The sequence below is a fragment of the Pseudoalteromonas sp. S554 genome (assembly GCF_005930865.1).
Lineage (GTDB): Bacteria > Pseudomonadota > Gammaproteobacteria > Enterobacterales > Alteromonadaceae > Pseudoalteromonas > Pseudoalteromonas marina.
This window is the reverse complement of record NZ_PNDV01000015.1, coordinates 1-25033: the sequence shown is the minus strand read 5'-3', so window position 1 is coordinate 25033 and position 25033 is coordinate 1. Positions and strand designations below refer to the sequence as shown.

Annotated in this window: 28 protein-coding genes; 15 read left to right on the top strand and 13 right to left on the bottom strand. The window is 38.8% G+C overall.

Translation table 11 applies throughout. The features are described 5' to 3' along the window. The first annotated feature begins 114 nt into the window (after nucleotides 1-114). Nucleotides 115-765 (top strand): bifunctional 4-hydroxy-2-oxoglutarate aldolase/2-dehydro-3-deoxy-phosphogluconate aldolase, encoded by a 651-nt coding sequence (locus CWB65_RS04570; RefSeq protein WP_138740012.1) that lies wholly within the window; start codon nucleotides 115-117, stop codon nucleotides 763-765. Nucleotides 766-856: 91 nt separating this feature from the next. Here the strand turns inward: CWB65_RS04570 and lepB are convergent, their stop codons facing one another. Next, nucleotides 857-1507, bottom strand: coding sequence for a signal peptidase I (gene lepB / locus CWB65_RS04565; RefSeq protein WP_138740011.1), 651 nt, complete (start codon nucleotides 1505-1507; stop codon nucleotides 857-859). A gap of 168 nt (nucleotides 1508-1675) precedes the next feature. On the opposite strand from lepB, the gene CWB65_RS04560 reads away from it, so the two are divergent. Further along, entirely contained in the window at nucleotides 1676-2173 is a 498-nt protein-coding gene (locus CWB65_RS04560) for a fasciclin domain-containing protein (protein ID WP_138740010.1), read from the top strand. A 75-nt stretch (nucleotides 2174-2248) separates the two neighbouring features. On the opposite strand, the gene CWB65_RS04555 is transcribed toward CWB65_RS04560, so the two are convergent. The 3 genes from CWB65_RS04555 to aceK all read right to left on the bottom strand — a co-directional run bounded on the left by CWB65_RS04555 (nucleotide 2249) and on the right by aceK (nucleotide 5362). After that, the gene (locus CWB65_RS04555) at nucleotides 2249-2500 is read right to left on the bottom strand and encodes a DUF2999 family protein (RefSeq protein WP_006792194.1); all 252 of its coding nucleotides are present in this window, start codon (nucleotides 2498-2500) and stop codon (nucleotides 2249-2251) included. Nucleotides 2501-2569: 69 nt separating this feature from the next. Further along, nucleotides 2570-3532 carry a zinc-binding dehydrogenase gene (locus CWB65_RS04550; RefSeq protein ID WP_138740009.1) on the bottom strand — a complete coding sequence of 321 codons (963 nt, stop codon included), beginning with the start codon at nucleotides 3530-3532 and terminating at the stop codon, nucleotides 2570-2572. Nucleotides 3533-3586: 54 nt separating this feature from the next. Further along, entirely contained in the window at nucleotides 3587-5362 is a 1776-nt protein-coding gene (gene aceK, locus CWB65_RS04545) for a bifunctional isocitrate dehydrogenase kinase/phosphatase (RefSeq protein WP_138740008.1), read from the bottom strand. Between the two features lie 117 nt (nucleotides 5363-5479). On the opposite strand from aceK, the gene CWB65_RS04540 reads away from it, so the two are divergent. Continuing rightward, a complete protein-coding gene (locus CWB65_RS04540; RefSeq protein WP_008131472.1) occupies nucleotides 5480-6427 on the top strand; it encodes a LysR family transcriptional regulator in 948 nt (315 codons plus the stop codon). Between the two features lie 519 nt (nucleotides 6428-6946). Then, the gene (locus tag CWB65_RS04535; protein WP_006792199.1) at nucleotides 6947-7384 is read left to right on the top strand and encodes a hypothetical protein; all 438 of its coding nucleotides are present in this window, start codon (nucleotides 6947-6949) and stop codon (nucleotides 7382-7384) included. A gap of 12 nt (nucleotides 7385-7396) precedes the next feature. Here the strand turns inward: CWB65_RS04535 and icd are convergent, their stop codons facing one another. Then, nucleotides 7397-8665: an NADP-dependent isocitrate dehydrogenase gene (gene icd / locus CWB65_RS04530; RefSeq protein ID WP_138740014.1), complete on the bottom strand. Its 1269-nt coding sequence runs from the start codon at nucleotides 8663-8665 to the stop codon at nucleotides 7397-7399. A gap of 184 nt (nucleotides 8666-8849) precedes the next feature. Between icd and CWB65_RS04525 the strand changes: the two genes are divergently transcribed. Then, a complete protein-coding gene (locus CWB65_RS04525; protein WP_138740007.1) occupies nucleotides 8850-9650 on the top strand; it encodes a M61 family metallopeptidase in 801 nt (266 codons plus the stop codon). A 40-nt stretch (nucleotides 9651-9690) separates the two neighbouring features. Here the strand turns inward: CWB65_RS04525 and CWB65_RS04520 are convergent, their stop codons facing one another. After that, entirely contained in the window at nucleotides 9691-10242 is a 552-nt protein-coding gene (locus CWB65_RS04520) for an alpha/beta hydrolase family protein (RefSeq protein ID WP_138740006.1), read from the bottom strand. A 368-nt stretch (nucleotides 10243-10610) separates the two neighbouring features. Between CWB65_RS04520 and CWB65_RS19830 the strand changes: the two genes are divergently transcribed. After that, a complete protein-coding gene (locus tag CWB65_RS19830) occupies nucleotides 10611-10778 on the top strand; it encodes a hypothetical protein (RefSeq protein ID WP_008131463.1) in 168 nt (55 codons plus the stop codon). Between the two features lie 125 nt (nucleotides 10779-10903). Then, nucleotides 10904-11737, top strand: a complete 834-nt coding sequence (locus tag CWB65_RS04515) for a transporter substrate-binding domain-containing protein (RefSeq protein ID WP_138740005.1) — start codon at nucleotides 10904-10906, stop codon at nucleotides 11735-11737. Nucleotides 11738-11795: 58 nt separating this feature from the next. On the opposite strand, the gene CWB65_RS04510 is transcribed toward CWB65_RS04515, so the two are convergent. The 5 genes from CWB65_RS04510 to rnm form a co-directional block, all read right to left on the bottom strand. Continuing rightward, nucleotides 11796-12374 carry a YceI family protein gene (locus tag CWB65_RS04510; protein ID WP_006792205.1) on the bottom strand — a complete coding sequence of 193 codons (579 nt, stop codon included), beginning with the start codon at nucleotides 12372-12374 and terminating at the stop codon, nucleotides 11796-11798. 1 nt (nucleotide 12375) lies between these two features. Next, nucleotides 12376-12927: a cytochrome b gene (locus CWB65_RS04505; RefSeq protein ID WP_138740004.1), complete on the bottom strand. Its 552-nt coding sequence runs from the start codon at nucleotides 12925-12927 to the stop codon at nucleotides 12376-12378. Between the two features lie 155 nt (nucleotides 12928-13082). After that, a complete protein-coding gene (locus CWB65_RS04500) occupies nucleotides 13083-13907 on the bottom strand; it encodes a segregation and condensation protein A (RefSeq protein WP_171047567.1) in 825 nt (274 codons plus the stop codon). A 6-nt stretch (nucleotides 13908-13913) separates the two neighbouring features. Then, on the bottom strand, nucleotides 13914-14534 hold the full coding sequence (locus CWB65_RS04495; protein WP_138740003.1) for an L-threonylcarbamoyladenylate synthase: 621 nt from the start codon (nucleotides 14532-14534) through the stop codon (nucleotides 13914-13916). Then, entirely contained in the window at nucleotides 14531-15385 is an 855-nt protein-coding gene (gene rnm, locus CWB65_RS04490) for an RNase RNM (protein WP_138740002.1), read from the bottom strand. Before rnm ends, CWB65_RS04495 begins: the two co-directional genes overlap by 4 nt. Before the next feature lie 447 nt (nucleotides 15386-15832). Between rnm and CWB65_RS04485 the strand changes: the two genes are divergently transcribed. From CWB65_RS04485 to trpA, 6 genes are read left to right on the top strand one after another with little or no spacing between them, the layout of a single operon-like run. After that, the gene (locus tag CWB65_RS04485; RefSeq protein ID WP_138740001.1) at nucleotides 15833-17401 is read left to right on the top strand and encodes an anthranilate synthase component 1; all 1569 of its coding nucleotides are present in this window, start codon (nucleotides 15833-15835) and stop codon (nucleotides 17399-17401) included. A gap of 1 nt (nucleotide 17402) precedes the next feature. Further along, a complete protein-coding gene (locus CWB65_RS04480; protein ID WP_138740000.1) occupies nucleotides 17403-18005 on the top strand; it encodes an aminodeoxychorismate/anthranilate synthase component II in 603 nt (200 codons plus the stop codon). Between the two features lie 9 nt (nucleotides 18006-18014). Then, entirely contained in the window at nucleotides 18015-19052 is a 1038-nt protein-coding gene (trpD, locus tag CWB65_RS04475; protein WP_138739999.1) for an anthranilate phosphoribosyltransferase, read from the top strand. Then, on the top strand, nucleotides 19045-20409 hold the full coding sequence (gene trpCF, locus CWB65_RS04470) for a bifunctional indole-3-glycerol-phosphate synthase TrpC/phosphoribosylanthranilate isomerase TrpF (RefSeq protein WP_138739998.1): 1365 nt from the start codon (nucleotides 19045-19047) through the stop codon (nucleotides 20407-20409). The genes trpD and trpCF overlap by 8 nt, the downstream gene beginning before the upstream one ends. 7 nt (nucleotides 20410-20416) lie before the next feature. Then, on the top strand, nucleotides 20417-21601 hold the full coding sequence (gene trpB, locus CWB65_RS04465; RefSeq protein ID WP_006792214.1) for a tryptophan synthase subunit beta: 1185 nt from the start codon (nucleotides 20417-20419) through the stop codon (nucleotides 21599-21601). After that, entirely contained in the window at nucleotides 21598-22419 is an 822-nt protein-coding gene (gene trpA, locus CWB65_RS04460) for a tryptophan synthase subunit alpha (protein ID WP_138739997.1), read from the top strand. Before trpB ends, trpA begins: the two co-directional genes overlap by 4 nt. A gap of 60 nt (nucleotides 22420-22479) precedes the next feature. On the opposite strand, the gene CWB65_RS04455 is transcribed toward trpA, so the two are convergent. Next, nucleotides 22480-23058, bottom strand: a complete 579-nt coding sequence (locus CWB65_RS04455; RefSeq protein WP_006792216.1) for a type 1 glutamine amidotransferase domain-containing protein — start codon at nucleotides 23056-23058, stop codon at nucleotides 22480-22482. A gap of 207 nt (nucleotides 23059-23265) precedes the next feature. Continuing rightward, nucleotides 23266-23535, bottom strand: coding sequence for an HU family DNA-binding protein (locus tag CWB65_RS04450; RefSeq protein ID WP_006792217.1), 270 nt, complete (start codon nucleotides 23533-23535; stop codon nucleotides 23266-23268). Nucleotides 23536-23706: 171 nt separating this feature from the next. On the opposite strand from CWB65_RS04450, the gene ispZ reads away from it, so the two are divergent. Next, the gene (gene ispZ / locus CWB65_RS04445; protein WP_008127733.1) at nucleotides 23707-24282 is read left to right on the top strand and encodes a septation protein IspZ; all 576 of its coding nucleotides are present in this window, start codon (nucleotides 23707-23709) and stop codon (nucleotides 24280-24282) included. 61 nt (nucleotides 24283-24343) lie between these two features. Further along, nucleotides 24344-24985: a CPBP family intramembrane glutamic endopeptidase gene (locus CWB65_RS04440; protein WP_006792219.1), complete on the top strand. Its 642-nt coding sequence runs from the start codon at nucleotides 24344-24346 to the stop codon at nucleotides 24983-24985. The last annotated feature ends 48 nt before the right edge of the window (nucleotides 24986-25033 follow it).

Sequence of the window (25033 nt, the reverse complement as noted above, 5' to 3'; positions counted from 1 at the left end):
AACTATTGGGGGTCACTTCACTCTCAGCGGTTTTTTTATATGTTATTTTATCCTATTTGCGACTTTTATCGATTTTTTGTACCATCGACCAATAAATAATAAAAAAGTAATACAATGCCTAGCACAGTTCCTCAAGAAAAGACTGTAACTCGCAACAAAATTTTAAAGCACAAAATAGTGGCTATTATTCGATTAAAAAAACAATCAGATGTTGCACCACTTGTCGATTGCTTAGTTGAGGCTGGTATAAAAGTGCTTGAAATCACCTCTAATACACCAGGGTTTGAGCAAGAAATTAAAAATGCACGTATTCGTCATCAACATATTTTGGTGGGTGCAGGCACCATCACAAATACTAAACTAGCTCAACGAGCCATTAATGCGGGTGCACAGTTTATAGTAACCCCTAATACTGATAAGCGTATTGTGTCAGTTGCCCATCAGTGTAATTTACCTGTTTTAATGGGGGCTTTAACGCCAACAGATATCGCTAACGCGATTGAGTATAATGCGGATATTATTAAGGTATTTCCAGCAGGTAGCATGGGGATTGACTATTTTAAGGCATTAAAAGGCCCATTTGATAGCGCCAATTTAATGCCCGTTGGCGGGATAAATTTAAATAACATTACTCAGTGGTTTGACGCAGGGGCTTGCGGTGTAGCCATTAGTAGTGATTTTTCAAAAGTGATTACTAGCCACGCTGACAAGCAAGCTCTTACCCAGTTAGTTCATGACCATTTAACTGACATACCCACTGATTAAAGGTCTTTAATTTGCTGTAATCACTAGGTATTGTTCAATACTTAAATTACATCAAATACTTAATAATCTGTTCAAACAAATCAAAATGTACTTAGTTTAAGGAGAGCAGAACACGATCTTTCCTTGGTAAATAATAATTATCGTAATCAAGCGAAACAATGACCTTATTTGCTTTTCCGAGTAGTTCACCACGAGGGATTAAACCAATTACGCGAGAGTCTGCGCTATTGTCACGGTTATCCCCCATTGCCAAATAGTAATCATCTGGAATGGTGATCATTTCAAAGCCAGCTAATTGGGATGGTACATTTGCCACCCTGATAGTGTGCTTCTTACCGTTTAATATCTCTACTTTATCAACCGAATCGATATTATTTTGCACATGTTCGTAGTTAAGCTTTTTGCCATTAATAATTAATTCGTTATTTACCAAAGAAACGGAATCACCAGGTACACCAATAACACGTTTAATTAATCGGTTATCTGCCGCTTGTGAGTCGAATACAATAATGTCCCCTGTTTGTGGTTCGTTAATTTTAAGCAAAGAAATATGCGTAAAAGGCACTCGTAAGTCGTACGCCATTTTGTCGGTTAAAATTCTATCTCCTTGCTCAATTGTAGGTTTCATTGAGCTCGTAGGCACTTCATACCAGTCGGCTACTGCACTTCTAAACACACTCATTAAGGCAATAAATACAATGAGTGAACGATTATTTTTCCAAAATTTATAAAGCACTTTCATAACTGCTCCCTTTAATTGATCAAGTAATGGTATGACCTAACAGCGCTTTAGCAGTTCAAAAAAGGATGTAACAAAAGATGTTTGACCAAAAAACGTTTTTGATCGATTAAATTTTCAGCAGCGTAGCATCTTAGGAATTTAGCAAATATTAACTTTAAGGAAACTAACATGTTTAAGAAGATAGCCACCGCAATTTTAATTACCGCCGCAAGCATAGGGTTTTCATTTTCTGCGCAAGCCAACCATCATGGCATGAAGAAAGATGTGGTTGATGTTGCGGTTGAAAATGGCTCGTTCACAACACTTGTTGCAGCCGTAAAAGCAGCCGGTTTAGTTGATACTCTAAAAGGCAAAGGACCATTCACTATTTTTGCACCAACTGATGCCGCTTTCTCAAAGTTACCTGACGGTACCGTTGAGATGCTGCTAAAGCCAGAAAACAAAGAGAAGTTAACGGCAGTGCTAACCTACCATGTTGTCGCTGGAAAAATAATGGCAAAAGAGGTGGCTAAGTTAAATATTGCCAAAACACTCCAGGGGCAGTCGGTAATGATTAAAACAAACATGGGTGTGATGGTAAACGACGCTAACGTGATGATGCCAGATGTTAAAGCAAGTAATGGCGTAATCCATGTAATTGACACTGTTCTTCTTCCAAAAAAATAAGCAGCAAAATTTATGTACAAAAAAAGAAGCATAAACGTAAGCTTATGCTTCTTTTTAACGAATACTTAGACCTTATTACTGATTAAGCTTTTCTTTCGCTTCTTTTACTTTTTCAAAGTCTAAACCTAACTCATCGGTAGCTTCTTTGATTAAGTGAGGTTGTGTCATAACAACAGCCATTAATTGCTGAAGCTTTTCAGGCGGTATGCCAAGCTCCTGTACAAGCGCCATAGCCATCATTGGGTTTTGTGTAAACGCCTCGAATAACGCTTTTACTTTGTCATCACTTACATTATGTTCTTTTAAAATTGCAATTATTGGATTCATTTTTAACCTTGGTTTTATAATAACGTGTGTATGACTGAATTATATGGGCATAACGTGTAAAATAAAGCGTTATTCTACAAGCAATACGACTTTACCCGCGTTTTCGTTGCGCTCTAATATTGCATGTGCCTCTTGAGCCTGTGTCCATGGCAACGTTTTGTACACATTAAAGTCATAGTTTTTAGATGCTATGTCGTTGTAAAAGCGTTCTACTAAGTCATCTCTTAGTTGGCGTTTAAAATCAATACTGCGGTTACGAAGGGTTGAAGCATGAAACGAAATCCTTTTACGTAACAGGGCTGCAAAATCAACCTCAGCAAAACGCCCATCTAAAAAGGCAAGCATAATTATTTGGCAATCCATGGCAGCAACTCGGGCATTTTTGTTTAAATAACTGCCTGCAACGGGGTCAACAATTACATTAGCGGTTAAATTATGGCTTTGCATGTAATCTACAAAGTCTGTGTTTTTGTAGTTAATTATATGATCTGCTCCCAGCGACTTAGCGTGTTGACATTTTTCATCAGAACCTGCGGTTATCACAACAGTTGCTCCTGCACTTTTTGCCATTTGGATAGCGGCACCACCTACGCCACTGGCCCCTGCATGTATCAATGCCGTTTGCCCATGTTGAAGTTTGCCAAGCTCAAATAATGCACCAAAAGCAGTTAAATACACCTCGCTTATGGCTGCACCTTCAACCATAGTTACATCATCGGGTAGTTCCATTAATTGTTTAGCATCTACGGCAACATATTCGCTATAAGCGCCACCTGCACACAGTGTAAAAATGCGTTTATCGAGCCAGCTTTTATCAACTTCCTTACCCAGCTCTACCACAGTGCCTGCACACTCTAAACCTAAAATTGGGCTGTCACCTTTTGGGGCTGGGTACTTACCTTGGCGTTGCATACAATCAGCACGATTCACGCCAATTGCAGCCACTTTAACAAGCACTTCATGATTTTTTAGCTGCGGTTTACGGGTATTACTAAAGGCAAGGTTTCCGCTTTCTTGGGAAATATATTTCATTACCACTCCTTTGCTTTAACTAAAGTTGTACTTTAGACATGGGGGTAATTATTTCTATTTAAACCGCCAGCTTTGCTTGTACGGGTAAACATCAGGTAAAAAACCATTTTGTATTTGCTGCTGGCACTGTTGCCAATAGGTTGTTGTAAATAAGTCACTGTGGTGGTTGTTAAAACACTCAAATGCATGAGCATTTGCGCTAAAAAAAACCTTAAATTGACTGGGAAATATATCGTTTTCATCAATATCAAAATAAGAATGACTACTTAACTCCTCTAGTGCATTTTGTGTTTGAGGTACATCTCTAAAATTACACTGAGTTAGTGGGCAAATCTCATCAAAGTCGTAAAACACAACACGCCCCCAGCGAGTAACGCCAAAGTTTTTCATCAGCATGTCACCTGGAAATATATTCGCCCCAGCTAAATCTTTAATTGCTTTTCCATAATCAAGCATTACATGGTCCAATGCGTGTTTATCGCAGTGGTTAATATATAAATTAAGAGGTGTCATTTTTCGTTCAACATACACATGTTTTAAAATAAGTGCCTTGCCCGATATAACTAAACTGTTATCAATGTGTGTTTTCATCTGCGTTAATAGTTCTTCACTAAAGCGGCTTAAATCAAACGCTAAATACCTAAACTCGTGTGTATCTACCAATCGCCCTACTCGGTCAGCTTGTTTCACAAAGTTATATTTTTCTTTTACTTGTGCTTTAGTTGCGGTTTTTGGTGCGCTAAATTTATCTTTTATTACTTTATATACGTAATCTGAGCCTTCAATAGTAAATACCAGCATAACCATGCCAGGTGTACCAGGTGCATTTATATATTTAAAACTTGCGGGGCTATTTTTAGTGGTATCAACCTTGTAACGGTAAAACTCGGTTTTGGCGTGTTTAATAAAACCAATGGCGTTAAACAATTCAAAGCGTTTTTTATGCGGCATAAGCACACTGAGGTAATCAACATAACGCGCGGGTTGGTCTGTATCTACCATAAAATAAGTACGAGCAAAGCCAAATAATAAGCTTAATTGATCGGCGCCCATCATAACCGCATCTATTTTTAAGCCTTTTTCGGTGTTTAAAATGGCAATAGCAAACGGCATGTTATCGCCATTTTTAGCGATACAACGGCCAATCAAATAACAGGCTTTATTTCTAAAAAATAACGAGTTTGCGTATTCAATAAACCCGTCGTTTAAATTTATCAGTTCATAGACCTGCTTACATTGATGCTTAGCACCTTGCATTAGGGTTTGCTTTAAGCGCTTTAAATCGGCATTTAATTGGCAAAATGGAACTCTAAACATTTGCGTAGTAATAAGCTGTGAAATTGCGGTTTCAAACCCATTTTGAAGCGATATTCTACTTACTAAACTTTCAAATGAGCGTGGTTCACTTCGGTATTTGGCTTTTAATACAAATAAATGCACTGTACGAATTTTTTTATCGTCCCAAATAGCACCAAATGTTGAATTAAAGAAAGTATGCGCAATGGGTTTATTCTCATGGTGCTCAACCATATCCCCATAAATATTTTTAGCTAGTTGCCATGTGTGTGGGCAGTCTAGTTCTTGATAAGCAATTATTTTAACCGCTTCACTCACATTTTTTACTTGGCGCTCATAAACTTGTAACCGATCGCGCATTGCACGTTGTACATCATGATATTGGCGCTGCTCAAACCGGCTTTGTGCACCAAGTGTTATATTTAAAAACTCAGCAAACATCGCATCAAACCCTGCAAATACAGCACGTGCAAGCTTTGTCGCAATCACCTTTTGAAGAGCATTATTTGAATCATCGATTAACGTATTTGGCATGTTAACAACACTTATATTTTTACCCGTTATGGCGGTTATTTTTTATTAATTGTTTACACCTTAGCAAGCAGGCTTTAATTTAGATAATTAATACAGCAAATAAATAAGATTGATCTAATGAATATACGTAACGTCGATCTCAACCTTCTCGTCTATTTAAACGTGCTTATAGACGAAAAAAGTGTGTCTAAAGCCGCCAATAAATTAGCGCTAACACAACCGGCAATGAGTAATGCATTAAAGCGATTACGCGATTTATTTGAAGATCCGCTTCTTGTTCGCGCTGCAGGGTCAATGACCCCAACAGCTAAAGCACTCCTACTTAAACCCGAAATAGAATCATTATTAAAAATGGCTGAAGCAATTACTCAACCCAGTGAGCAATTCAACCCCGCTACGGCTGAAATAACCTTTAGAATAATGGCAAACGACTACTTAGAGTCAACGTTAATTGCGCCATTTATAACAGCGCAATTAAATAAAAATCCGGGTATTAATTTTGACGTTTTAAGCCCAAGCGATGTTAACCTACAAGACATGGAAAAAGGCACCATAGACCTTGCTATTAATCGCTTTAACGGATTACCGCGATCGTTTCACCAAGCCACAGTATGGCGCGATAACTACTGCTGTTTAACACACCCCAAGAATACTTTTTTACAAAACGCCACACTCGATGATTACCTCAAAAAAGAACATATTTGGGTAAATCGGGCTGGTTGGGGCCCTGAAGCCGCAGTAACTAATAAGTCAGGTAAACAAAAATTAGGCTGGGTAGATGAAGCACTCTGGCAGTTAGAGCAAACACGTAAAATTAGAGTATTTACCCGCCACTACATGATTGCCAGTTTACTTTGTCAATCAGAGCAACTGGTGGCGACATTACCACGTAGGCAAGCTAAGCTATTAACAACACATACTAACTTAGTAATAAGTCCACCCCCGTTTCAAATAGTGCCTATTGAGGTAAAAATGATATGGAGCCCACTGCTTCACCATGCGCCAGCGCATCAATGGTTACGCCGCGAAATGCTTGAGTTCGCTAAAACAGTAGCAGATAGGTAAATTTTAAAATATCTGTAACGTGTTTCGGATAATACTGAAAAATCTAAAAGCACACATTCAATTTGCTAGTAAATACATACTAAAAATGACGGGCTCGGTGAGAGGTAAGAAAAACACAACGTTTAAAAACTAATTTTTCAATAAATAAAACATCGAGACACTCACTTTAATAAAGTGAGTGTCTCGATGTTTTGCTTTGGAGTCGTATAAGTCTTAGCAAGGGGAGTAACCTTACTCATTAGTAATTTGCAAAGCCGATACCATGTTTTTTATTTTAAATTAATTCAACACCTTAACCAAGAATCCCATATTCCCTCTGCTGAAACTTGTACCACTTTTGTGCATTTATTTATTTTTTGCACCAAATTAAATAAAAAAGAAGCCAATAAATTTAGCGTAAATTAAATGAATAAAACTTAATATTGATCTAATCAATATCAGTTATTGAAAACAACAATTTCATTAATAATACAGTTAGCGCTAGAGTGAAGTTAAGCCAACAAACTAAGAGTATTTATTATGACAACAGCTTCTTTCACACGCCAAGACGGGTTATTCATCGACGCTAACTTACATCAGTTCATTGAAGAGCAGTTATGTTCTAAAGCAACATTACAAACAACAGATGTTTACCAAACACTGGCGACATTAGTTGATGAGTTTGGGTGTACTTGTCGTAAAACTAAGCATCAACCAAACGATGTACTTGAAGTACAAACACTATTGAACGCTTACCAACTGCAAAACCATCCGCACTGTCATGTGGATGCGCAAACAACTGAAGCGGTACTTGATGAATATTGCTGCCAGGTTCCTGCAATCATTGTTGTTGCTTTAATGGATACGCTTAGTGGTACACAATGCGATGAACCAAATGCACACGACATCTACCATCGTGCCGCACAGTTAACTAATCGCCCATGCGTGCATACAGTTAAAACTGCCTCAGCAGCTTAATAATGAATGTGTTTAAAAGTGCTCGATAACTTTATCTGCAAAGTCTGTGCAGCTTAAGGTTGTCGAGTTATGAGTTTTTGAAGTATCAATACCTTGCTGGGTTAAATCAAAAGTAACATACCCACTTGCTAATGTATTTTCTAGAGCATTTTCAATAGTTAATGCAGCCTCATCCCATTTCATAAATTTAAGCATGAGTACTGCGCTCAAAATACTGCTGCTTGGATTCGCTTTGTTTTGCCCTGCAATTCTCTCAAATGTACCATGAGTAGGTTCAAAAAAAGCCACATCATTATTCAAGTTTGCCGCAGGCATAATACCTACACCGCCCACTTGAGCGCTGAGCATATCGGCTAAAAAGTCCCCATTTTGATTCGTAGTTGCCACTACATCAAACTGCTCAGGGTTCATTAAACATTGTTGCAGCATGTTATCGGCAATGACTTCTTTAATTATTAAAGGCGCCTGCCCAGCACGCTCAATTTTTAGCCACCGCCCATTTTCGTGTTCAATAGCATTAAATTCCTTTTTGGCGAGTGCAAAGCCCCAGCGTTTAAATGCACCATCAGTAAACTTAAGCACATTGCCTTTATGAACAAAAGTGACAGAATCTCTATCGTTATTAAGGGCAAAATTAAGAGCAAAACGTGTTAATCGTTCAGAGCCTTCTTTGGATATATTTTTTATACCTATGCCGCAATCTTGTGAAAACCTAAGGCGTGTTACCCCCATTTCTTCACATAAAAAGTCGAGCATTTTTTCACTCTCAATGCTGCCTGCTTGCCACTCAATGCCAGAATATACATCTTCGCTGCTATCACGAAGAACCGTAATGTTGGTTAAAAAAGGATTTTTTAAAGGAGAAGGCAAAGCACTAAACCCTTTGATAGTGCGCATATTTACAAATAAATCCATTTCTTGGCGTAAAGCAACATTTAAAGAGCGGAACCCTCCCCCCAAAGGCGTAGTTAATGGCCCTTTTATTGCTATTTTACAGGCTCTTACTGCTTGTATTGTTTCTTGTGGAAACCAATCACCATCGTAAAGCTTGGCTGCTTGCTCACCATTAAACACTTGCATCCAATGTATTTTTCGCTTGTTTTTGTAACAGTGTTTAATAGCGCAATCTACAATATTTCTCATAACAGGCATAACATCTTGCCCAACTCCATCTCCATTAATATAGGCAATAACAGGCTCTGAAGGAATAACCCACTTCCCTTGCTCATCTACCGTTATATGTTGCCCTTGCTCTGGCATTTTTATATGTTGGTATTGCATCATTAAAGCCTATAAATCAATGTATATGGTCGATTAAACCATGTTAATTAAGGCGTGTCTTTAATTGCCTTTTTATAGTTGGTATCAGTTTAAAAAATAACAAATACGATGTGCTTATGTAGTTAAAAGGATGGTCTTATAGCGTGTACGGTTCGTATTAGTTTTTAAATATAGAGGGGTTTTAATGAAATTATTGTGGACGTTGCTATTTTTATGCTCTTTAAACATCTACGCTCTTGAGGTTGACATACACAAGCTAGACTCGCTGTCTAAAAATGGCCAGCAAGTTGTTTCTACCTGGATTGATCAGAGTGTAAAAAAAACTGAAAATACGCTTGGGCCTTTAAAGCAAACTACCTTGCCTATTTATTTAAAACCGCAATATTTTGCATTTGAGCCAGTACCATGGGCAACGGTAAAGCGAAGCAATCCCGATGGGGTTGAACTTCATATTGATAGATACGCAAGTTTAAATGCATTTACTAAAGACTGGACCCTATATCACGAGCTATCGCATTTATATTTGCCGCTTTTCCCCTACTCTGCTTTTTGGTTAAGTGAAGGGTTTGCTAGTTATATGCAAAACGTAATTATGCGAGACAACGGTGTAATAACCCAAGCGCAATTTGTTCAACGATTAGATGCTGGGTTTAATAGAGGTAGACTACAAAGCAAAACCAAGACGCAACCCTTAAGTGAGCTTTCTGCTGATATGTGGAATCAAGGTGCACAGCAACGTGTGTATTGGACAGGCGCTGCATTTTTTGTTGAAGCCGATTTAGCACTTCACCAGCAAGGTCAAACCCTTGCTGAGATAATAAAAACCTATCAACTATGCTGTAGAACAGCGCGTTCAAGTGCTAAAGCATTTATTAAAGACCTTGATAAACTCTCACGTAGTAGTATTTTTACTTCTTTATATGCAGAGTATCAAAACCGCTCTGACTTTCCAAACGTGACTAAAAAATTAATAAACACACTTTGAGCTGTATTGGTTTTAAAGTTAGGCGTCTATCACCAAAATGCTAAAAATCATTTGAAGTTAAATAGTTACAAAAGTATTGATAAGCCTGTTCATTATAATTTAAAGAACGCTTATTCATAAATCCATGACAATAATCTGTTGGTTTGCAAATTACGTTTTGTTTTTTATTAAGCTCTTTAATAACAGCAGTCACATCAAAGTGCACCTCATCGTAAGGAAAAATAAACTCACAGGGTACATTTGCGTCTAAATCTAAGTAGTTTCGTATTTGTGATGGATAAAAACCAACCACTTTTTTAAGATGTGGATTGCTTGTTAATAACTGGGCTCGCCATGCGGCACTAGCCCCTGCACTAAAGGCAATGCAAATTGTTGGCTCTGTGAGTCTATCAAATTGTTTATGCAGCATTGCCGTATACACGTTGTGGCCACATGCTTTTATAAAATTTTTATAGTTAAGTTCTTCACTTTCAATAGCTTGCTCTTTCCCACTGTAAGGTTCAACAAGGGTGAACTGAGTGTTTAATGTTTTACAAAAGTCATGTAAAGCCGGTGTTTTTCCGTAAATATCACTCACTATTATGTAATGCATACGATTCCCTTTTGGTGTAATTCAAAGTATTTAAACCAGTTGATAAAGTCTACACTACAAAAACTATACAAATAACTTGCGAGCATAATTTATTTAGGTTACATTCCCTCTCTGGTTTTAAGAAACCACTGCGGTTAACCTATTTACCCTGATCCAGTAAGCCCCGCACAACGTATATTTGAAAGCTAAGTTATTGTACGGCGAGTACCCCTTAAATAATACCGAGATGAATTTTACAATCATCGTAAAAGTGTCATAAAGATCGTCAACACTGTAATGAAGCTAAACACAACATCGTTAATTTATTGACTGCAATCTGCTATAAAAAATAGCGCAGAATAAATTACAAGAATAAAGTGAGTTTTATTATGTCTTATAAATATAACGGATCTATGATCCAAATAGCACATCCTGTGCAATCAATTTCAGTTAATAAACATCGTGTTATCTTTAGTGATACACAAGGTTTAAAAAACGCATTGTTTCAAAAAGCTAGCGATGCGCGTCAATTTGTTAAGTGGCTAAAAGTTAGCTAAGCAAAGCTATATCGCAATCCCATGCGCTATAACACCTAATATTATGCCAGCCTTGTTGCTGGCATTTTACTTTTTAATACTTAAGTGTTAAAACAATAATCCAATTACATTCGTTGGTTACTGCAATGTTACGTGTACTTTTCACTCTTTTATTTTGTTGCTCTCTAACTTCAGTTTGTCATGCTCAAACAATTAACTGGTTAACCAACGACTTTGCACCTTACTATATATTAAATGGTAAGTATCAGGGCCAAGGGCGCGACGAAACAATCATAAAATTACTCGAAGACCAACTACCTCATATCAAATTCAATCGTGTTGTGGTGCCTGCAAGTAAGCTAATTCAAACCCTTTCTGATAAAACGAATGACGCGTGCGTACTTTCTCTTTATAAAAACGAAAACAGAAAGCAACAAATGGTATTTACACAAGAAAGCTCTACTGTTGGTTTATCTCCCTCTGTTGCACTACATAAAAAGCTAGCAAATGCGCTATCGCTTAAAAACGACGCTGAGGTGTCTTTGTATGATTTACTACAAGAGAAAAAGCTAACATTAGGCGTGTCTTTGAGTCGCTCTTATGGGGAAGCTATCGATAGTATAATTAATTCAACGCCCGATGTTGACATTGTTATTCGCCCTACCCGAGATAGCTTAGCTAGTCTTACCTATATGCTTAACTTAAAACGCATTGATATTTTACTTGGCTACCCAAGTGAACATTTTTATTTAGCTAAATCTATGAACTTTAAGGACAACTTAACCCAAAGACCATTAACTGAAGCACCTGCGTTAAGCTATGGTTTTATAGGTTGCACTAAAACCGAGCAAGGGATTAAAAATATTGCTTTGCTAAACAAACACCTTAAAGTAATCAAACAAACTGATGCATACATAAATGCCTTATCAAAGTGGTTGCCCGAGCATTTAAAGCCATTGCTAAAAACAAGAATGAACTAAGAAAAAAACGCCACGTAATGTGGCGCTTTCAAAGTTAGTTGTTTAATTACAACCTTGCTTATTTACGAATACCTTCAATAAATAACCCAATATCAACATGAGTCGATGCAGGTCCTAAATTATAGTTAATGCCATAGTCACTTAATTTAAGGCTTGTTTCGCCTTCAAATCCAACACGGTAACCACCCCACGGGTCTTGACCTTCACCTATTTTATCTATTTCAAAGGTGATACTTTTTGTCACACCATGTAATGTAAAGTCACCAGTTACTTTGCCTGAATCATCGTTGTTAAATGTAATGTTAGTACTTTTAAATGTAGCCGTTGGGTATTTATCAACATTTAAAAAATCTTTACCACGTAAGTGCTTATCTCGCTCTGCATGGTTAGAGTCAAGACTGGTTGTATCTATATTTACCATTATTTGTGAAGCATTAGGTTTTTCTGCATCATAATTGAATTCACCGTCAAACGTATTAAAACGTCCATGCAGCCAGCTGTAACCCAAATGTTTTATTTTAAAGTTCACAAAAGCATGTGCCCCTTTTGTATCAATAACATATTCAGCAGCATTTACAGCCGATGCTGATAAAACGAGAGCCGCCGATACAGCCGTATTTAGTAATAGTTTGTTCATATTAATCTTCCTTCAATGGGGTAATCATTCTTGTTAAAGTTTTATCTTTATCTATAAAATGGTGCTTTAGTGCACCCAATGCATGTAAAACAACAAAACCAATTAATATACATGCACCGTAGTAATGAACTTTTCCTGCTATATCAGCTTGATCATCTAAAACAAAGTCGAGAGCAGACACATTAAACAGGGTAAAAACTTCAATGGGCCTTCCGTCTGCAGTTGAGATCAAATAACCAGCTACCACAATCACAGCTAATAAAATGTACATAGCTATGTGGGCAGTATGTGCTAGTTGATTGACTTTAGTATTTGTACCTAGCGGTTTTGGCTGTTTAGAAAAAACACGCCATAAAATTCTAAAAATCAAAATAGCTGCAAGCGTAATTCCAATGCTTTTATGTAAATCAAGAGAACCTTTGTACCAACTGTCATAGTAGGTAAGTTCAACCATGTATAAACCCAAACCAAATAAGCCAATAACGGTAAACGCCATCAACCAATGCAATATAATGGCAACTAACCCATATGAGAGTGGTGTGTTTTTAAACATAATTAAAATCCTGTGTTTTGATAACGACAAGATATAGAAAAGAAGTGCACAGTAAAATAGCATGTGCAAACAGCTTGTGTGCGTATATGCACATAAGTGGTTTACATAGGGGAGTTTAGTGGTTAAAGAAAGTGTTTCAGTTTTACTCGAAGCGGCTATTCAGTGAGGCTTACGTATATTAAGCTCTCTTCATTAACTTGCAGGCAAGTAATAAGCCCTTCCTTGATAAGCTCAAGTATAGCTATAAAGCTTACGACAACCCCGCTGCGCCCTTCTGATGCTTTAAACAGTTCGTTAAACACAATTGCACTCTTTGCTTTGGAAAGCTGGTGTAATATTTGGCTCATGCGTTCGCGGGTTGATAACACTTCTGCTGTTATTTGATGATGCTCAAAGGTTTTAGCTCTCGCCATAACTTCACTTAAGGCAAGCATTAAATCTTTGAGTTCTAATTCGGGTAGGTTTTTGCTTGTATCGTCGTTAATGGTCATTACCGCATGGGCAACGAAAATATCACGACCAACACGAGGAATATCATCCAAATTTTCAGCTGCTTTTTTAAACTGCTCGTATTCTTGTAGGCGTTTAATTAGTTCAGCACGAGGGTCTTCCTCTTCTTCGAGCTCTTCGTGAACAGGAAGAAGCAGCCGTGATTTTATTTGCGCTAACAATGCCGCCATGACTAAATACTCACCAGCTAGCTCTAATTGAAATTCGCTCATCATTTCAACATAGCTAACATATTGTTCTGTAATACTAAATATTGAAAGCTCAAGTACGTCAAGCTTATGTTTTTTTATTAAATAAAGAAGTAAATCAAGCGGCCCCTCAAAGGTTTCTAAAATAACTTCAAGTGCGTCGGGTGGAATATATAAGTCTTCAGGTTTATCAACAACGGCCTTTCCATGCAAAAAAGCCAGTGGCAGATTTTGCTGCACTGGCTCATCAATTACTGGTGGAAGTTTAGTCGTTGAAGCCACGTTTAATTACTCAAACGGGCTCACATCACCACAGCCAACACGCAGTATTTTTACATCGTCCTCGGACAAATCAATAACGGTTGTTGCCTGCTCTGGTAAGTATCCACCGTGAATAATTAGATCTACATGCTTATCAAGCCTATCTAAAATCTCGTCTGGGTCCGACTCTGTAAATTCTTGTCCGGGTAAGATAAGCGAACATGACATTAGCGGCTCGCCCAACTCGGCTAACAGTGCACATGCTATTGGGTGCTCAATAACACGTATGCCAATCGTTTTTTTCTTATCGTTTAATAAACGCTTAGGTACTTCCTTTGTGCCTTTAAAAATAAAGGTATAAGGTCCCGGCGTATTATTTTTAATCAGTCGGAATAATTGATTATCAACGCGTGCATAAGTAGATAACTCTGATAAATCACGACATACAAGTGTAAAATTGTCGTTTTTATCAATGCCACGAATACGCTCTATACGTTCTTTGGCTTGCTTATTACCAATATTACAGCCAATTGCATAGCCAGAGTCGGTAGGGTAAACAACAACACCACCTTGTTTTATTGTATCAACAGCTTGAGTTATTAACCTTGCTTGTGGGTTATCTGGATGAATATGAAATAATTGACTCATGTTAATGCCCCTTCTTGTCCTTCCCAAACTTGCCAAACACCTTGGCAATCTTTAGGTAAGTATAAATTTTTACCAAGCTCTAAATAGCTTGTCGGAAAATGAAAATCTGAGCCTTGTGAACATAATAATTCGTACTCTCGGCTGAGTTCACCTAAAAATTGACGTTCACTAGGTGCTTGCTGAGGTTGCGCTACTTCCATTGCATCTCCCCCTGCATTTTTAAATTCAACTAACAGTCTACGCAACCACTTATTAGACATTCTGTAACTACTTGGATGGGCAAGCACTGCAACCCCTCCTGCTGCATGTATTGCTTTAATAGCGGTTTGCATATCACACCAACAGCTTGGTACGTACCCCGTTTTACCTCGCCCTAAATACTTTTTAAATATTCCAGGGAAATTTTTAGCGACTCCACGCTGCATTAATGCACGTGCAAAATGGGCACGTGTAATTTGTCCATTTACAGCAAGTTCTTTAGCTTGGTCGTAAATGCCTTCAAAGCCATTTTTTTCAAGGCGAAAGCCTATTTGTGTTGCCCGTTCCTCTCGCTTTTGCTGCTGTGCAGTTAATAAGGCATCGAGCTCTTCGTTATCAATATTTATGTTTAACCCGACAATGTGGATCTCAAAGCTTTCCCACTTTGTCGATATTTCTGTGCCTGTAATTAATGACAGCGGAAGATTCTCTGACTGAATAAATGATTGAGCCGGTTTAATAGCTGCCACAGTGTCATGATCGGTAATAGCAAACACATCAATATTTTTATCTACTGCACGGTTTAATAATTCTTCAACCGTTAAATGTCCGTCTGAATGTGTTGTGTGGCTATGTAAATCATATTTTATCAAAAGAAAACTGCTTAAAATTAAGGTTTGAAGGTATTTATGCAAGTATAACAAGTTTTTTCATTAAATTGTTTTAAATAAACACTTGACACAAAAGCACTAGATACGTTTTACTGTAGCCACTTTAAGACACATAAAGAATTAAAAACAATGAACAATTCAAACCTAAACACAATTTGGTGGTGGCACTCGTAATTATCGGGTGATGAATTGTCGTGTCTGACAAAATTTCAAAACCCGCAAACATGCGGGTTTTTTTATAACTAAATTTTAATAAATACATAATAAATTTGAGGCAGAAAACATGAATAACGGTATTACTCTTACACATCATTGGTGGTGGCGCCTGGTATAGCGGGACGGTAATGATCTGTTTGTAATTTAGATATCGTTATTCAAACCCCGCATTGCACAGCATTGCGGGGTTTAATTTTTTTGAGGGAATGAGGTTTGATTTTTAGTCATATAACAACTACGCCGGGTGAAGTAACGAGTATTACGCAAACCCGCGACTACATCAGTAGTCCACTTGCGCTGTACGCGGCACTTGATAAACCTAACTCACTGCTACTTGAATCGGCTGAAATTGATTCTAAAGACAGTGTAAAAAGTTTAATTTTAGTCGATTGCGCATTGCGCATTGTTTGCCAAGGCAAAACAGTCACGATTACAGCCCAGTCAAATAATGGCCACCAGCTGTTAAGTTACTTACAAGCTCATGTTAAAAACTGCAATGTAGAATTAAACGATACAACCCTAACCCTAAATTACTTGAGTACAAGTAACGACATTGATGAAGCCAGTAAACTAGTGGCCGATAATGCATTTAGTGCCCTACGAACTTGTATTAACTCAATCAAAAGCACCACCGACAATCCATTTTCTCTATTTTTAGGCGGTGTATTTGCCTACGACATGGTTGCAAACTTTGAACAGTTAAGTGACGTTCCCGATGGCGAGAACAGCTGTCCTGATTATGTATTTTATTTAGCTGAAACATTAGTTGTAATAGACCACCAAAAACAGACCACCGAACTTATCGGTAACGTATTTAACGGCCCAGACGTACACGCAAACTGCTTTGAAGTAGGCAAACAGCTAGAGCAGTTAAATAGCCTTTGCGATAACGCAGCCCAATACAGCGCCCCATTAAACAAAGGCGAATGTGAGGTAAATGTAGACATAAGCGACAGCACCTACTGTCAGCAGGTTGTAAAACTTAAAAAGAACATTGTAGACGGTGATATTTTTCAGGTTGTTCCTTCTCGTACTTTCTCGCTGCCTTGCCCTAACGCTTTACATGCGTACAGCCAATTAAAACAACAAAACCCAAGCCCTTATATGTTTTATATGCGCGATGAAGACTTTGCTTTATTTGGCGCATCACCCGAATCGGCCCTTAAATACGATATTAATAATCAACAGGTAGAAGTATACCCAATTGCAGGAACGCGCCCTCGTGGTAAGTTTGCTAATGGGCAAATAAACCCCGATTTAGATAGCCGTATTGAGCTTGAACTTAGAAACGATCAAAAAGAACGTGCAGAACACTTAATGCTTGTTGACTTAGCCCGTAACGATGTAGCACGAATTAGTGTTGCAGGTACACGTCATGCCAAAGAGCTATTAAAAGTAGACCGTTATTCGCAAGTTATGCATTTAGTTTCACGTGTTGTTGGTACATTAAAACCCGAACTTGATGCACTTCACGCTTACCAAGCATGCATGAACATGGGTACCTTAGTAGGCGCGCCTAAAGTTCGCGCTGCAGAATTAGTTCGCCAAACAGAAGGAAAACGACGTGGCAGTTACGGTGGCGCAGTAGGTTATTTAACCGGTGACGGCGCAATGGACAGTTGTATTGTTATTCGCTCTGCCTTTGTTAAAAACAACATGGCTTATGTGCAAGCCGGTGCCGGGGTTGTATTTGACTCAGACCCACAATCTGAAGCTAACGAGACACGTGCTAAAGCTCAAGCGGTTATAACCGCCATAAAATCAACTTTCGAGGCGGTATAACATGGGTGCATCACAGCCAATCAAAATTTACTTTTTAGATAACTTTGACTCGTTTAGTTACAACTTGGTAGACGAACTAACTATGCTCGGTGGTGAGCTTGTTGTGTATAGAAATAACATAAGCGCCGATACTATTTTTAATAAAATGCGCCAAGAGCAAGGCCAAGTATTACTTGTACTTTCTCCAGGCCCAGGCACACCAAGCGATGCTGGTTGCCTCATGGATCTTATTGCGCTGTGTAAGGGCCACTTTCCTATGCTGGGTATTTGTTTAGGTCAACAAGCGTTAACACAAAGTTATGGCGGAGTAATCGGACATGCGGGTGAAACCGTACATGGTAAGTCATCAATTATTGATCTAAGCACACACCCTGTGTTTGAAAATATGGGCGATACAATGCCGGTGGCACGTTACCACTCATTAATGGCTACGCAAGTACCTGATAGCATAGAGGTAATAGCACAATACCAAGATATTCCTATGGCTATTTATCACCATGATGACGGTGCTCTGGGTTATCAGTTTCACCCTGAATCAATACTAACGCCCAACGGGGCTATGTTGCTGCAACAAAGTGTTGCTTACCTAACAAATAATAATTAAGAGGACGTTATGAGTACACATTTAACCAACGTACTTAATGTTCAACACGCAATTGAGCAACTTACGATTAAGCAATCACTCAGTTATAGCCAATCAAAAGCGCTATTTAATGAAATTATGCAAGGTAACATGAGCGATATTGAGCTAACTGCTTTGCTTATTAGTCTTAAAATGAAAGGTGAAGTGAGTGATGAAATAGCGGGAGCTGCGGCATCTATGCGTGAAAACGCAGTGGCTTTTAATACTACTTGCTCACAACTTGCAGATAGTTGTGGCACCGGTGGCGATGGGTCAAATACTATTAATATCAGCACCACTGCCGCTATTGTCGCAGCTGCAGCGGGTATTAACATGGTAAAACATGGCAACCGCAGTGTGTCGAGTAACTCAGGCTCTGCCGACTTACTCAAAGCGCTTGGTATTAATATAGATATGAGCCCTGAACAAGCAGCAAAATGCCTTGAGCAAACACACTTTACATTTTTGTTTGCACCTCATTATCACAGCGGTGTGCGCCATGCGATGGGTGTGCGTACTGCACTTAAAACACGAACTATTTTTAATATTCTAGGCCCCCTTGCTAACCCTGCGGCGCCTGATGTGCAATTATTGGGGGTCTACGACGAGTCCCTATGTATGCCTATGGCGCAAACGCTTAAAACATTAGGCACACAACGCGCAATGATCGTACACGGTTCTGGCACTGACGAAATTGCCCTTCATGGGCCAACGCATGTTGTTGAATTAAACAACGGTGAAATAAACCAGTACACGCTCAACCCAAGCGACTTCGGCCTTGCAAACTATTCACTTGAACAACTAGCAGGTGAAGGCCCACAATATAACGCTGATGCAAGCGTTGCTATTTTACAAGGCAAAGGCACTGATGCGCACAACGCCGCTATTGTGGTAAATGTTGCTGCTCTTTTATATCTAACAGGTAAAGCTGATTTACTTAAAGATGGCGCACAGCAAGTACACTCACTTTTAAGTTCAGGCAAAGCCATGGACACATTAAATGCAATTATTGAGGTAAGTCATGGCTAATGTATTAGACAAAATTGTTGCTGATAAAAAGCTAGAATTAATTGAACGAAAAGCCGCTCGTCCGCTTGAAAGTTTTAAAGATCAAGCGGTGCCAACCAGCCGTGATTTTTATAAAGCATTGGCGGGACCCGGTACGCAATTTATTTTAGAATGTAAAAAAGCGTCCCCTTCTAAGGGGTTAATAAGAGAACCTTTTGATTTAACTGAAATCACTGCAGCTTACAAAAAATATGCAAGCTGCATGAGCGTACTCACCGATACTAAATACTTTCAAGGTAGCTTTGACTACCTAGAGTTTGTACGTAGCCAAGTTGATCAGCCACTTATTTGTAAAGACTTTTTCATAGATGAGTATCAGGTTTATATGGCTCGTATTTATGGTGGCGATGCTATCTTACTTATGCTTTCGGTACTTAATGATGAAGAATACACAGCACTGCATAAGGTCGCTGATTCACTTAATATGGCGGTGCTAACCGAGGTAAGTAACGAAGAAGAAGTACACCGAGCACTTGACCTAAATGCTAAAATTATTGGTATTAATAACCGTGATTTACGTGACTTGAGTACCGATTTAGCTACTACTGAAAAACTACGTAAATTAATACCTGAAGATAAAGTCGTTATTTCTGAGTCAGGTATCTATACCCATCAAGACGTTAAACGCTTAGCACCGCTGTGCGATGGCTTTTTAATTGGTAGCTCGCTGATGGCCGAAGCTGATTTAGAACAAGCATGTCGCCGGGTTATTTTTGGGGAAAATAAAGTATGTGGACTTACTCGCAGCCAAGATGCGCAAGCTGCGTATAATGCGGGTGCTGTATATGGCGGTTTAATTTTTCATCCTAAGTCTCCACGTTGTGTTGATTTAGATTGCGCCCAAGCCATAACGCAATCAGCCCCCCTCAAGTTTGTGGGTGTTTTTGTTGATGAGCCATCAGAGAAAGTTGCTCACGCCGCAAGTGTGTTAAAATTAGCGGCAGTTCAATTACATGGCCAAGAAAGTGACGATTACATTAAAGCGTTGCGTACACAGTTACCTAGCAATTGTGAAATTTGGAAAGCACAAGCAATTAAAGATGAGCTACCTACTCCTGTAAATGGCGTTGACCGCCACTTGTACGACACTCACAGTGATAAACAAGCTGGTGGTACAGGAAAAGTATTTGATTGGTCGCTTCTTCGCGATGCAACAACACCGTTTATGCTAGCTGGTGGCTTAAATCCAGACAATATTAAAGATGCGCTTTATCAAGGTGCCTTAGGCCTTGACTTAAATTCTGGGGTTGAAGACGCTCCGGGCAAAAAGTGCCCAAACAAATTACATCATGCTTTTACAAGTATCAGAAATTATTGAGGTTAAAATGCAAAATCCAGCTTATTTTGGCGAGTTTGGCGGTATGTTTGTACCCGAGTTGCTTGTCCCTGCACTTAAGCAGTTAGAAAACGAATTTAACAAAGCGCAAAAAGATCCTGAGTTCCAGGCAGAACTTAGCAAATTATTAAACGAGTATGCGGGTCGCCCTACGCCTCTTACTTTAACGCGTAATTTAGTTAAAAACCCAAAGGTTAAACTTTACTTAAAGCGTGAAGATCTACTTCATGGTGGTGCACACAAAACAAACCAGGTGCTTGGCCAAGCGTTATTAACAAAACGTATGGGTAAAAAAGAAGTGATTGCTGAAACCGGCGCAGGTCAGCATGGTGTTGCTACTGCTTTAGCATGCGCACTTTTAGGTTTAAAATGTCGTATATACATGGGTGCGAAAGACGTTGAACGCCAACAACCTAATGTATTTAGAATGAAATTAATGGGCGCAGAAGTCATTCCTGTTACAGCGGGTTCTGGCACATTAAAAGATGCCGTAAACGAAGCGCTACGTGACTGGTCAGCTAACTACCAAGAAGCGCACTACTTACTAGGAACTGCGGCGGGCCCTCACCCATTCCCAACAATTGTTCGCGAATACCAAAAAGTAATTGGTGAAGAAGCCAAGCAACAAGTGCTTGAAGCTGAAGGTCGCTTACCAGACGCCGTTATAGCCTGCGTGGGTGGTGGGTCAAATGCTATAGGTATGTTTACCGATTTTATTGACGAGCCTAGCGTAAAACTAATTGGTGTAGAGCCAGCGGGTAAAGGCTTAGACACCCATGAACACGGCGCCACTATTTGTAAGGGTACTAAAGGTATACTACACGGTACATACACTTACATTATGCAAAACGATGATGGCCAAATTGAAGAATCATACTCTGTATCAGCGGGTCTAGATTACCCAGCGGTAGGCCCACAGCATGCATTTTTACATGAAACTGGCCGTGCACAATATGTAGGTATCAGTGACACTGAGGCACTTGACGCGTTTCAGTCATTAGCTAAAAACGAAGGTATTATTCCGGCTCTGGAGTCAAGCCATGCTTTAGCCTACGCGCTAAAATATGCAGAAGAGCAGACGCAAGACAGTGTAATCGTAATTAATTTAAGTGGCCGTGGCGATAAAGATTTAGCACATGTACACAAAGTATTATCTGAAGGAGGCCAGCTATGAGCCAAGTTAAGACGGACCGTTATGGCGCTATGTTTGCTGCACTTAATGAGAAAGATCAAGGTGCGTTTGTTCCCTTTGTGACTATTGGCGATCCAGGTAAAGAGCAGAGCATTGCTATCATTAAAAGCTTAATTGATGGTGGTGCTGACGGACTAGAGCTGGGTATTCCCTTTTCAGATCCAATAGCCGATGGCCCTGTTATCCAAGCCGCTAATATTCGTGCGCTTGATGTGAATATTAACACCCAAGATTGCTTTGACATCATTAAAGAAATTCGTGAATACAATGCAGATATTCCAATTGGTTTATTATTATATTCAAACTTAGTGTTTAAACGTGGCTTAGAAGCGTTTTACAAAGATGCAAAAGCCGTAGGGGTAGACTCTATTTTGGTAGCGGATGTTCCTTTGCATGAGTCTAAAATGTTTAGAAAGGCTGCAATGGACAATGGGGTTGACCCAATATTTATTGCAACACCTAATGCAGATGACGACACTCTTCGCCAGTGTGCTTCATATGGACGCGGTTATACTTATTTACTTTCACGTGCAGGCGTAACAGGTACTGATACCAAAGCACAAATGCCCGCTGGTAATATTGTAAATAAATTAAAAGAGTACCATGCAGCCCCTGCTCTATTAGGCTTTGGTATTTCAACGCCAGACGATGTGAAATCAGCATTAAATGCAGGAGCAGCCGGTGCCATTTCAGGCTCTGCAGTGGTAAAGATTATTGAAGCCAATCTTGATGATTTAGATGCAATGACAACAAAACTAAAAACGTTTGTTAGCAACATGAAAGCCGCTACAGAGCTTTAAGTAAACTTAGATTTAAACACATAAAAAGGGCATTTAAATGCCCTTTTTCATTATTAAAATTTAGTGTGCTTTATGCTTACCTTCTAGCACTTCTTCAATAAATTTAGCGTTAAAAGCATCTAAATCTTCTGGGCTGCGGCTGGTTACTAAACCTCTGTCTACACACACTTCCTCATTTACCCAGTTTGCGCCTGCATTCATTAAATCGCTTTTAATACTTGGGAAAGAAGTGATTGTGCGGTCACGTAACTTGTTAATTTCTGCCAGTAACCATGGTGCATGGCAAATTGCAGCAACTGGTTTGTTTTTTTCTGCACCAAAAAAGCCGTCTATAAAGGCTTTTGCGTGTTTGTCTTGACGAAGGCTGTCTGGATTAAATAACCCACCGGGTAACATTAATGCATCGTAATCAGCAGAGTTTGTATTGGTGACGAGTTTATCTACTGATACTTTTTCGCCCCATTTATCTTCATTCCATCCAGTTATTTGACCTTCTTTGATAGAGACGATCTCTATTTCTGCACCCGCATTTAATAATGCATCGCGAGGAGAAAACAATTCACTTTGTTCAAAACCGTCAGTGGCTAAAATGGCAATTTTTTTACCTTTTAGGGGTGTACGCGATTGTAATGTATTCATTTGGCTCTCCTTATAAATTAATTAAGTGTTTAACGCACTAAACAATAAGCAGAACGGATGCCAAATTTAAGTCATTGAAAATTATATTAAATTTTAATTTATGATATAACCCCATGTAAATTATTTATAATTAATGAATAATCTACATGACGTTAAAAGAGCGTTGTTCTAGATAGTACAAATAAAAAGGTAAGTAGAAGTGAAGTATTAAAGGCGATCTTTAAGTGCTTTAGCTGGTTTAAAAACGGCCTTGTTAGCCCCTTCTATTTCGATTGTCTCGCCCGTTTGTGGATTGCGCCCAGTGCGTGCCGGATAATAGCTAAGTGCAAACGTACCAAATCCATTAATTTGCACCTGATCACCTTCAGATAACGATTTAGTAATCACTTTTTGAATACTTGTAAGAGCGGCTTGTGAATCTTTTTTAGTGAGTTCACTGTGTTTTGCCATTTCGGCAATAAGTTGAGTTTTGTTCATATAAGGCTCCTAAATACACGTAAACAATGAATACGTTTAGCGTGGGAATATAATGATGAATAAATAAAGCCACGCAGGCTAAGGCTTACAGGGCTTTAAGTCAACCTTGTAGTTACCAAGTGTTATGTGGTAAAAACGCTGTAATTTATTTTTGTATAATTTAGGTAGTATATGCACGCATTAATTGAATACATTCCACTTATACTGTTTTTTGCAGTGTTTAAGCTTGTAGATATTTACTGGGCAACAGCTTTATTAATTGCAACATCGCTTATTCAAGTCATATTTAGCTATTACAAACATGGGAAAGTACCGACCCGCCAGTGGATCTTCTTTTCTATTGCCGCCGTGTTTGGCACCTTAACGCTTGTGTTTCATGATGAGCAATTTGTAAAGTGGAAAGCCACTATTATATACGCGGGTTTCAGCATTATGCTGCTTGTGAGTCGTTACATACTCAATAAAAACTTAGTAAAAAAGGCACTAACCGCTATTTTAGAAAACGCAAATGACACAGATAAAAAAATAACCGTGCCAGAGCCATTATGGGATAAATTAAACTTAATGTGGGTAGCTATTACCGCAGGTATTGCAGCACTTAACATATACATAGCGTATAACTTTTCACTCGACTTTTGGGTAAACTTTAAAGTCTTTGGCTTGATGGCTATTACGTTTGTTAGTATTTTTGCCACAATTATTGCCCTTTACAAATACCTCCCTGATGATGACGAAGCTGTAAACTAGTTTTCGTCATAAAAATGTCGTCTTAGCTTGTTAGTTTATAAAAAAACAGCCTGAGACGACCTTGAACGCTAATCAATACCGTTGGTTTGAATTTACCCTCATATTTATTTTTTTACCGCTAGTAGGCTTTAGCTTACGCAGCCATTTAGCAAATTGGCTTTTTCCTGCGCTTATAATATTAATGAGCGTATGTTGCATGCTTTTGTTGAGCGATCCACACTTTAAACGCTTCAGGCTTACCAGCTTTGGACAGTTTTCTGCTGTAAAAAATCGTCTGTTTAGTTTCTTTTTATTAGGCGCCGTTTTCTCTGGTATGTTTTACGGGATCATCCATCAAGAAAACTGGTTTGCCCTCCCTCGTAATTCTTTTAATGATTGGCTGCTTTTGTTACTGCTATACCCCGTGTTGTCGGTTATCCCTCAAGAGCTAATTTTCAGAACCTATTTTTTTCATCGTTATAAACACATTATGCCTAAAAAAAGTATGCGAATTATTGTAAGTGCCACTGTGTTTGCACTGGCTCATATAGTTTATGCAAATTTGATTGCGGTATGTTTAGCTTTTTTAGGCGGGTTGTTATTTTCGTATACTTACGCTCAAAGCCGCTCAACTTTTGTATGTGTTATTGAGCATAGCTTGTGGGGAATTTGGATGTTTACTCTAGGTATTGGGAGTTATCTAGACTCAGGTGCTTTAACCTAAATGTTGGGCACAAAAAAACCGCATTTTATGAAGTGACCCCCAATAGTT

Excerpts from the sequence above, each read along its gene's own strand:
- CWB65_RS04480 (WP_138740000.1), top strand. The coding sequence starts at position 17,403 with ATGGGTGCATCACAGCCAATCAAAATTTACTTTTTAGATAACTTTGAC.
- trpB (WP_006792214.1), top strand. The coding sequence starts at position 20,417 with ATGCAAAATCCAGCTTATTTTGGCGAGTTTGGCGGTATGTTTGTACCC.
- CWB65_RS04515 (WP_138740005.1), top strand. The coding sequence starts at position 10,904 with ATGTTACGTGTACTTTTCACTCTTTTATTTTGTTGCTCTCTAACTTCA.
- CWB65_RS04510 (WP_006792205.1), bottom strand. The coding sequence starts at position 12,374 with ATGAACAAACTATTACTAAATACGGCTGTATCGGCGGCTCTCGTTTTA.
- CWB65_RS19830 (WP_008131463.1), top strand. The coding sequence starts at position 10,611 with ATGTCTTATAAATATAACGGATCTATGATCCAAATAGCACATCCTGTG.
- CWB65_RS04550 (WP_138740009.1), bottom strand. The coding sequence starts at position 3,532 with ATGAAATATATTTCCCAAGAAAGCGGAAACCTTGCCTTTAGTAATACC.
- CWB65_RS04535 (WP_006792199.1), top strand. The coding sequence starts at position 6,947 with ATGACAACAGCTTCTTTCACACGCCAAGACGGGTTATTCATCGACGCT.
- CWB65_RS04450 (WP_006792217.1), bottom strand. The coding sequence starts at position 23,535 with ATGAACAAAACTCAACTTATTGCCGAAATGGCAAAACACAGTGAACTC.
- CWB65_RS04540 (WP_008131472.1), top strand. The coding sequence starts at position 5,480 with ATGAATATACGTAACGTCGATCTCAACCTTCTCGTCTATTTAAACGTG.
- trpD (WP_138739999.1), top strand. The coding sequence starts at position 18,015 with ATGAGTACACATTTAACCAACGTACTTAATGTTCAACACGCAATTGAG.
- CWB65_RS04555 (WP_006792194.1), bottom strand. The coding sequence starts at position 2,500 with ATGAATCCAATAATTGCAATTTTAAAAGAACATAATGTAAGTGATGAC.
- CWB65_RS04520 (WP_138740006.1), bottom strand. The coding sequence starts at position 10,242 with ATGCATTACATAATAGTGAGTGATATTTACGGAAAAACACCGGCTTTA.
- CWB65_RS04560 (WP_138740010.1), top strand. The coding sequence starts at position 1,676 with ATGTTTAAGAAGATAGCCACCGCAATTTTAATTACCGCCGCAAGCATA.
- trpCF (WP_138739998.1), top strand. The coding sequence starts at position 19,045 with ATGGCTAATGTATTAGACAAAATTGTTGCTGATAAAAAGCTAGAATTA.
- icd (WP_138740014.1), bottom strand. The coding sequence starts at position 8,665 with ATGCAATACCAACATATAAAAATGCCAGAGCAAGGGCAACATATAACG.
- aceK (WP_138740008.1), bottom strand. The coding sequence starts at position 5,362 with ATGCCAAATACGTTAATCGATGATTCAAATAATGCTCTTCAAAAGGTG.
- CWB65_RS04570 (WP_138740012.1), top strand. The coding sequence starts at position 115 with ATGCCTAGCACAGTTCCTCAAGAAAAGACTGTAACTCGCAACAAAATT.
- CWB65_RS04525 (WP_138740007.1), top strand. The coding sequence starts at position 8,850 with ATGAAATTATTGTGGACGTTGCTATTTTTATGCTCTTTAAACATCTAC.
- CWB65_RS04495 (WP_138740003.1), bottom strand. The coding sequence starts at position 14,534 with ATGAGTCAATTATTTCATATTCATCCAGATAACCCACAAGCAAGGTTA.
- trpA (WP_138739997.1), top strand. The coding sequence starts at position 21,598 with ATGAGCCAAGTTAAGACGGACCGTTATGGCGCTATGTTTGCTGCACTT.
- ispZ (WP_008127733.1), top strand. The coding sequence starts at position 23,707 with ATGCACGCATTAATTGAATACATTCCACTTATACTGTTTTTTGCAGTG.
- CWB65_RS04455 (WP_006792216.1), bottom strand. The coding sequence starts at position 23,058 with ATGAATACATTACAATCGCGTACACCCCTAAAAGGTAAAAAAATTGCC.
- CWB65_RS04505 (WP_138740004.1), bottom strand. The coding sequence starts at position 12,927 with ATGTTTAAAAACACACCACTCTCATATGGGTTAGTTGCCATTATATTG.
- lepB (WP_138740011.1), bottom strand. The coding sequence starts at position 1,507 with ATGAAAGTGCTTTATAAATTTTGGAAAAATAATCGTTCACTCATTGTA.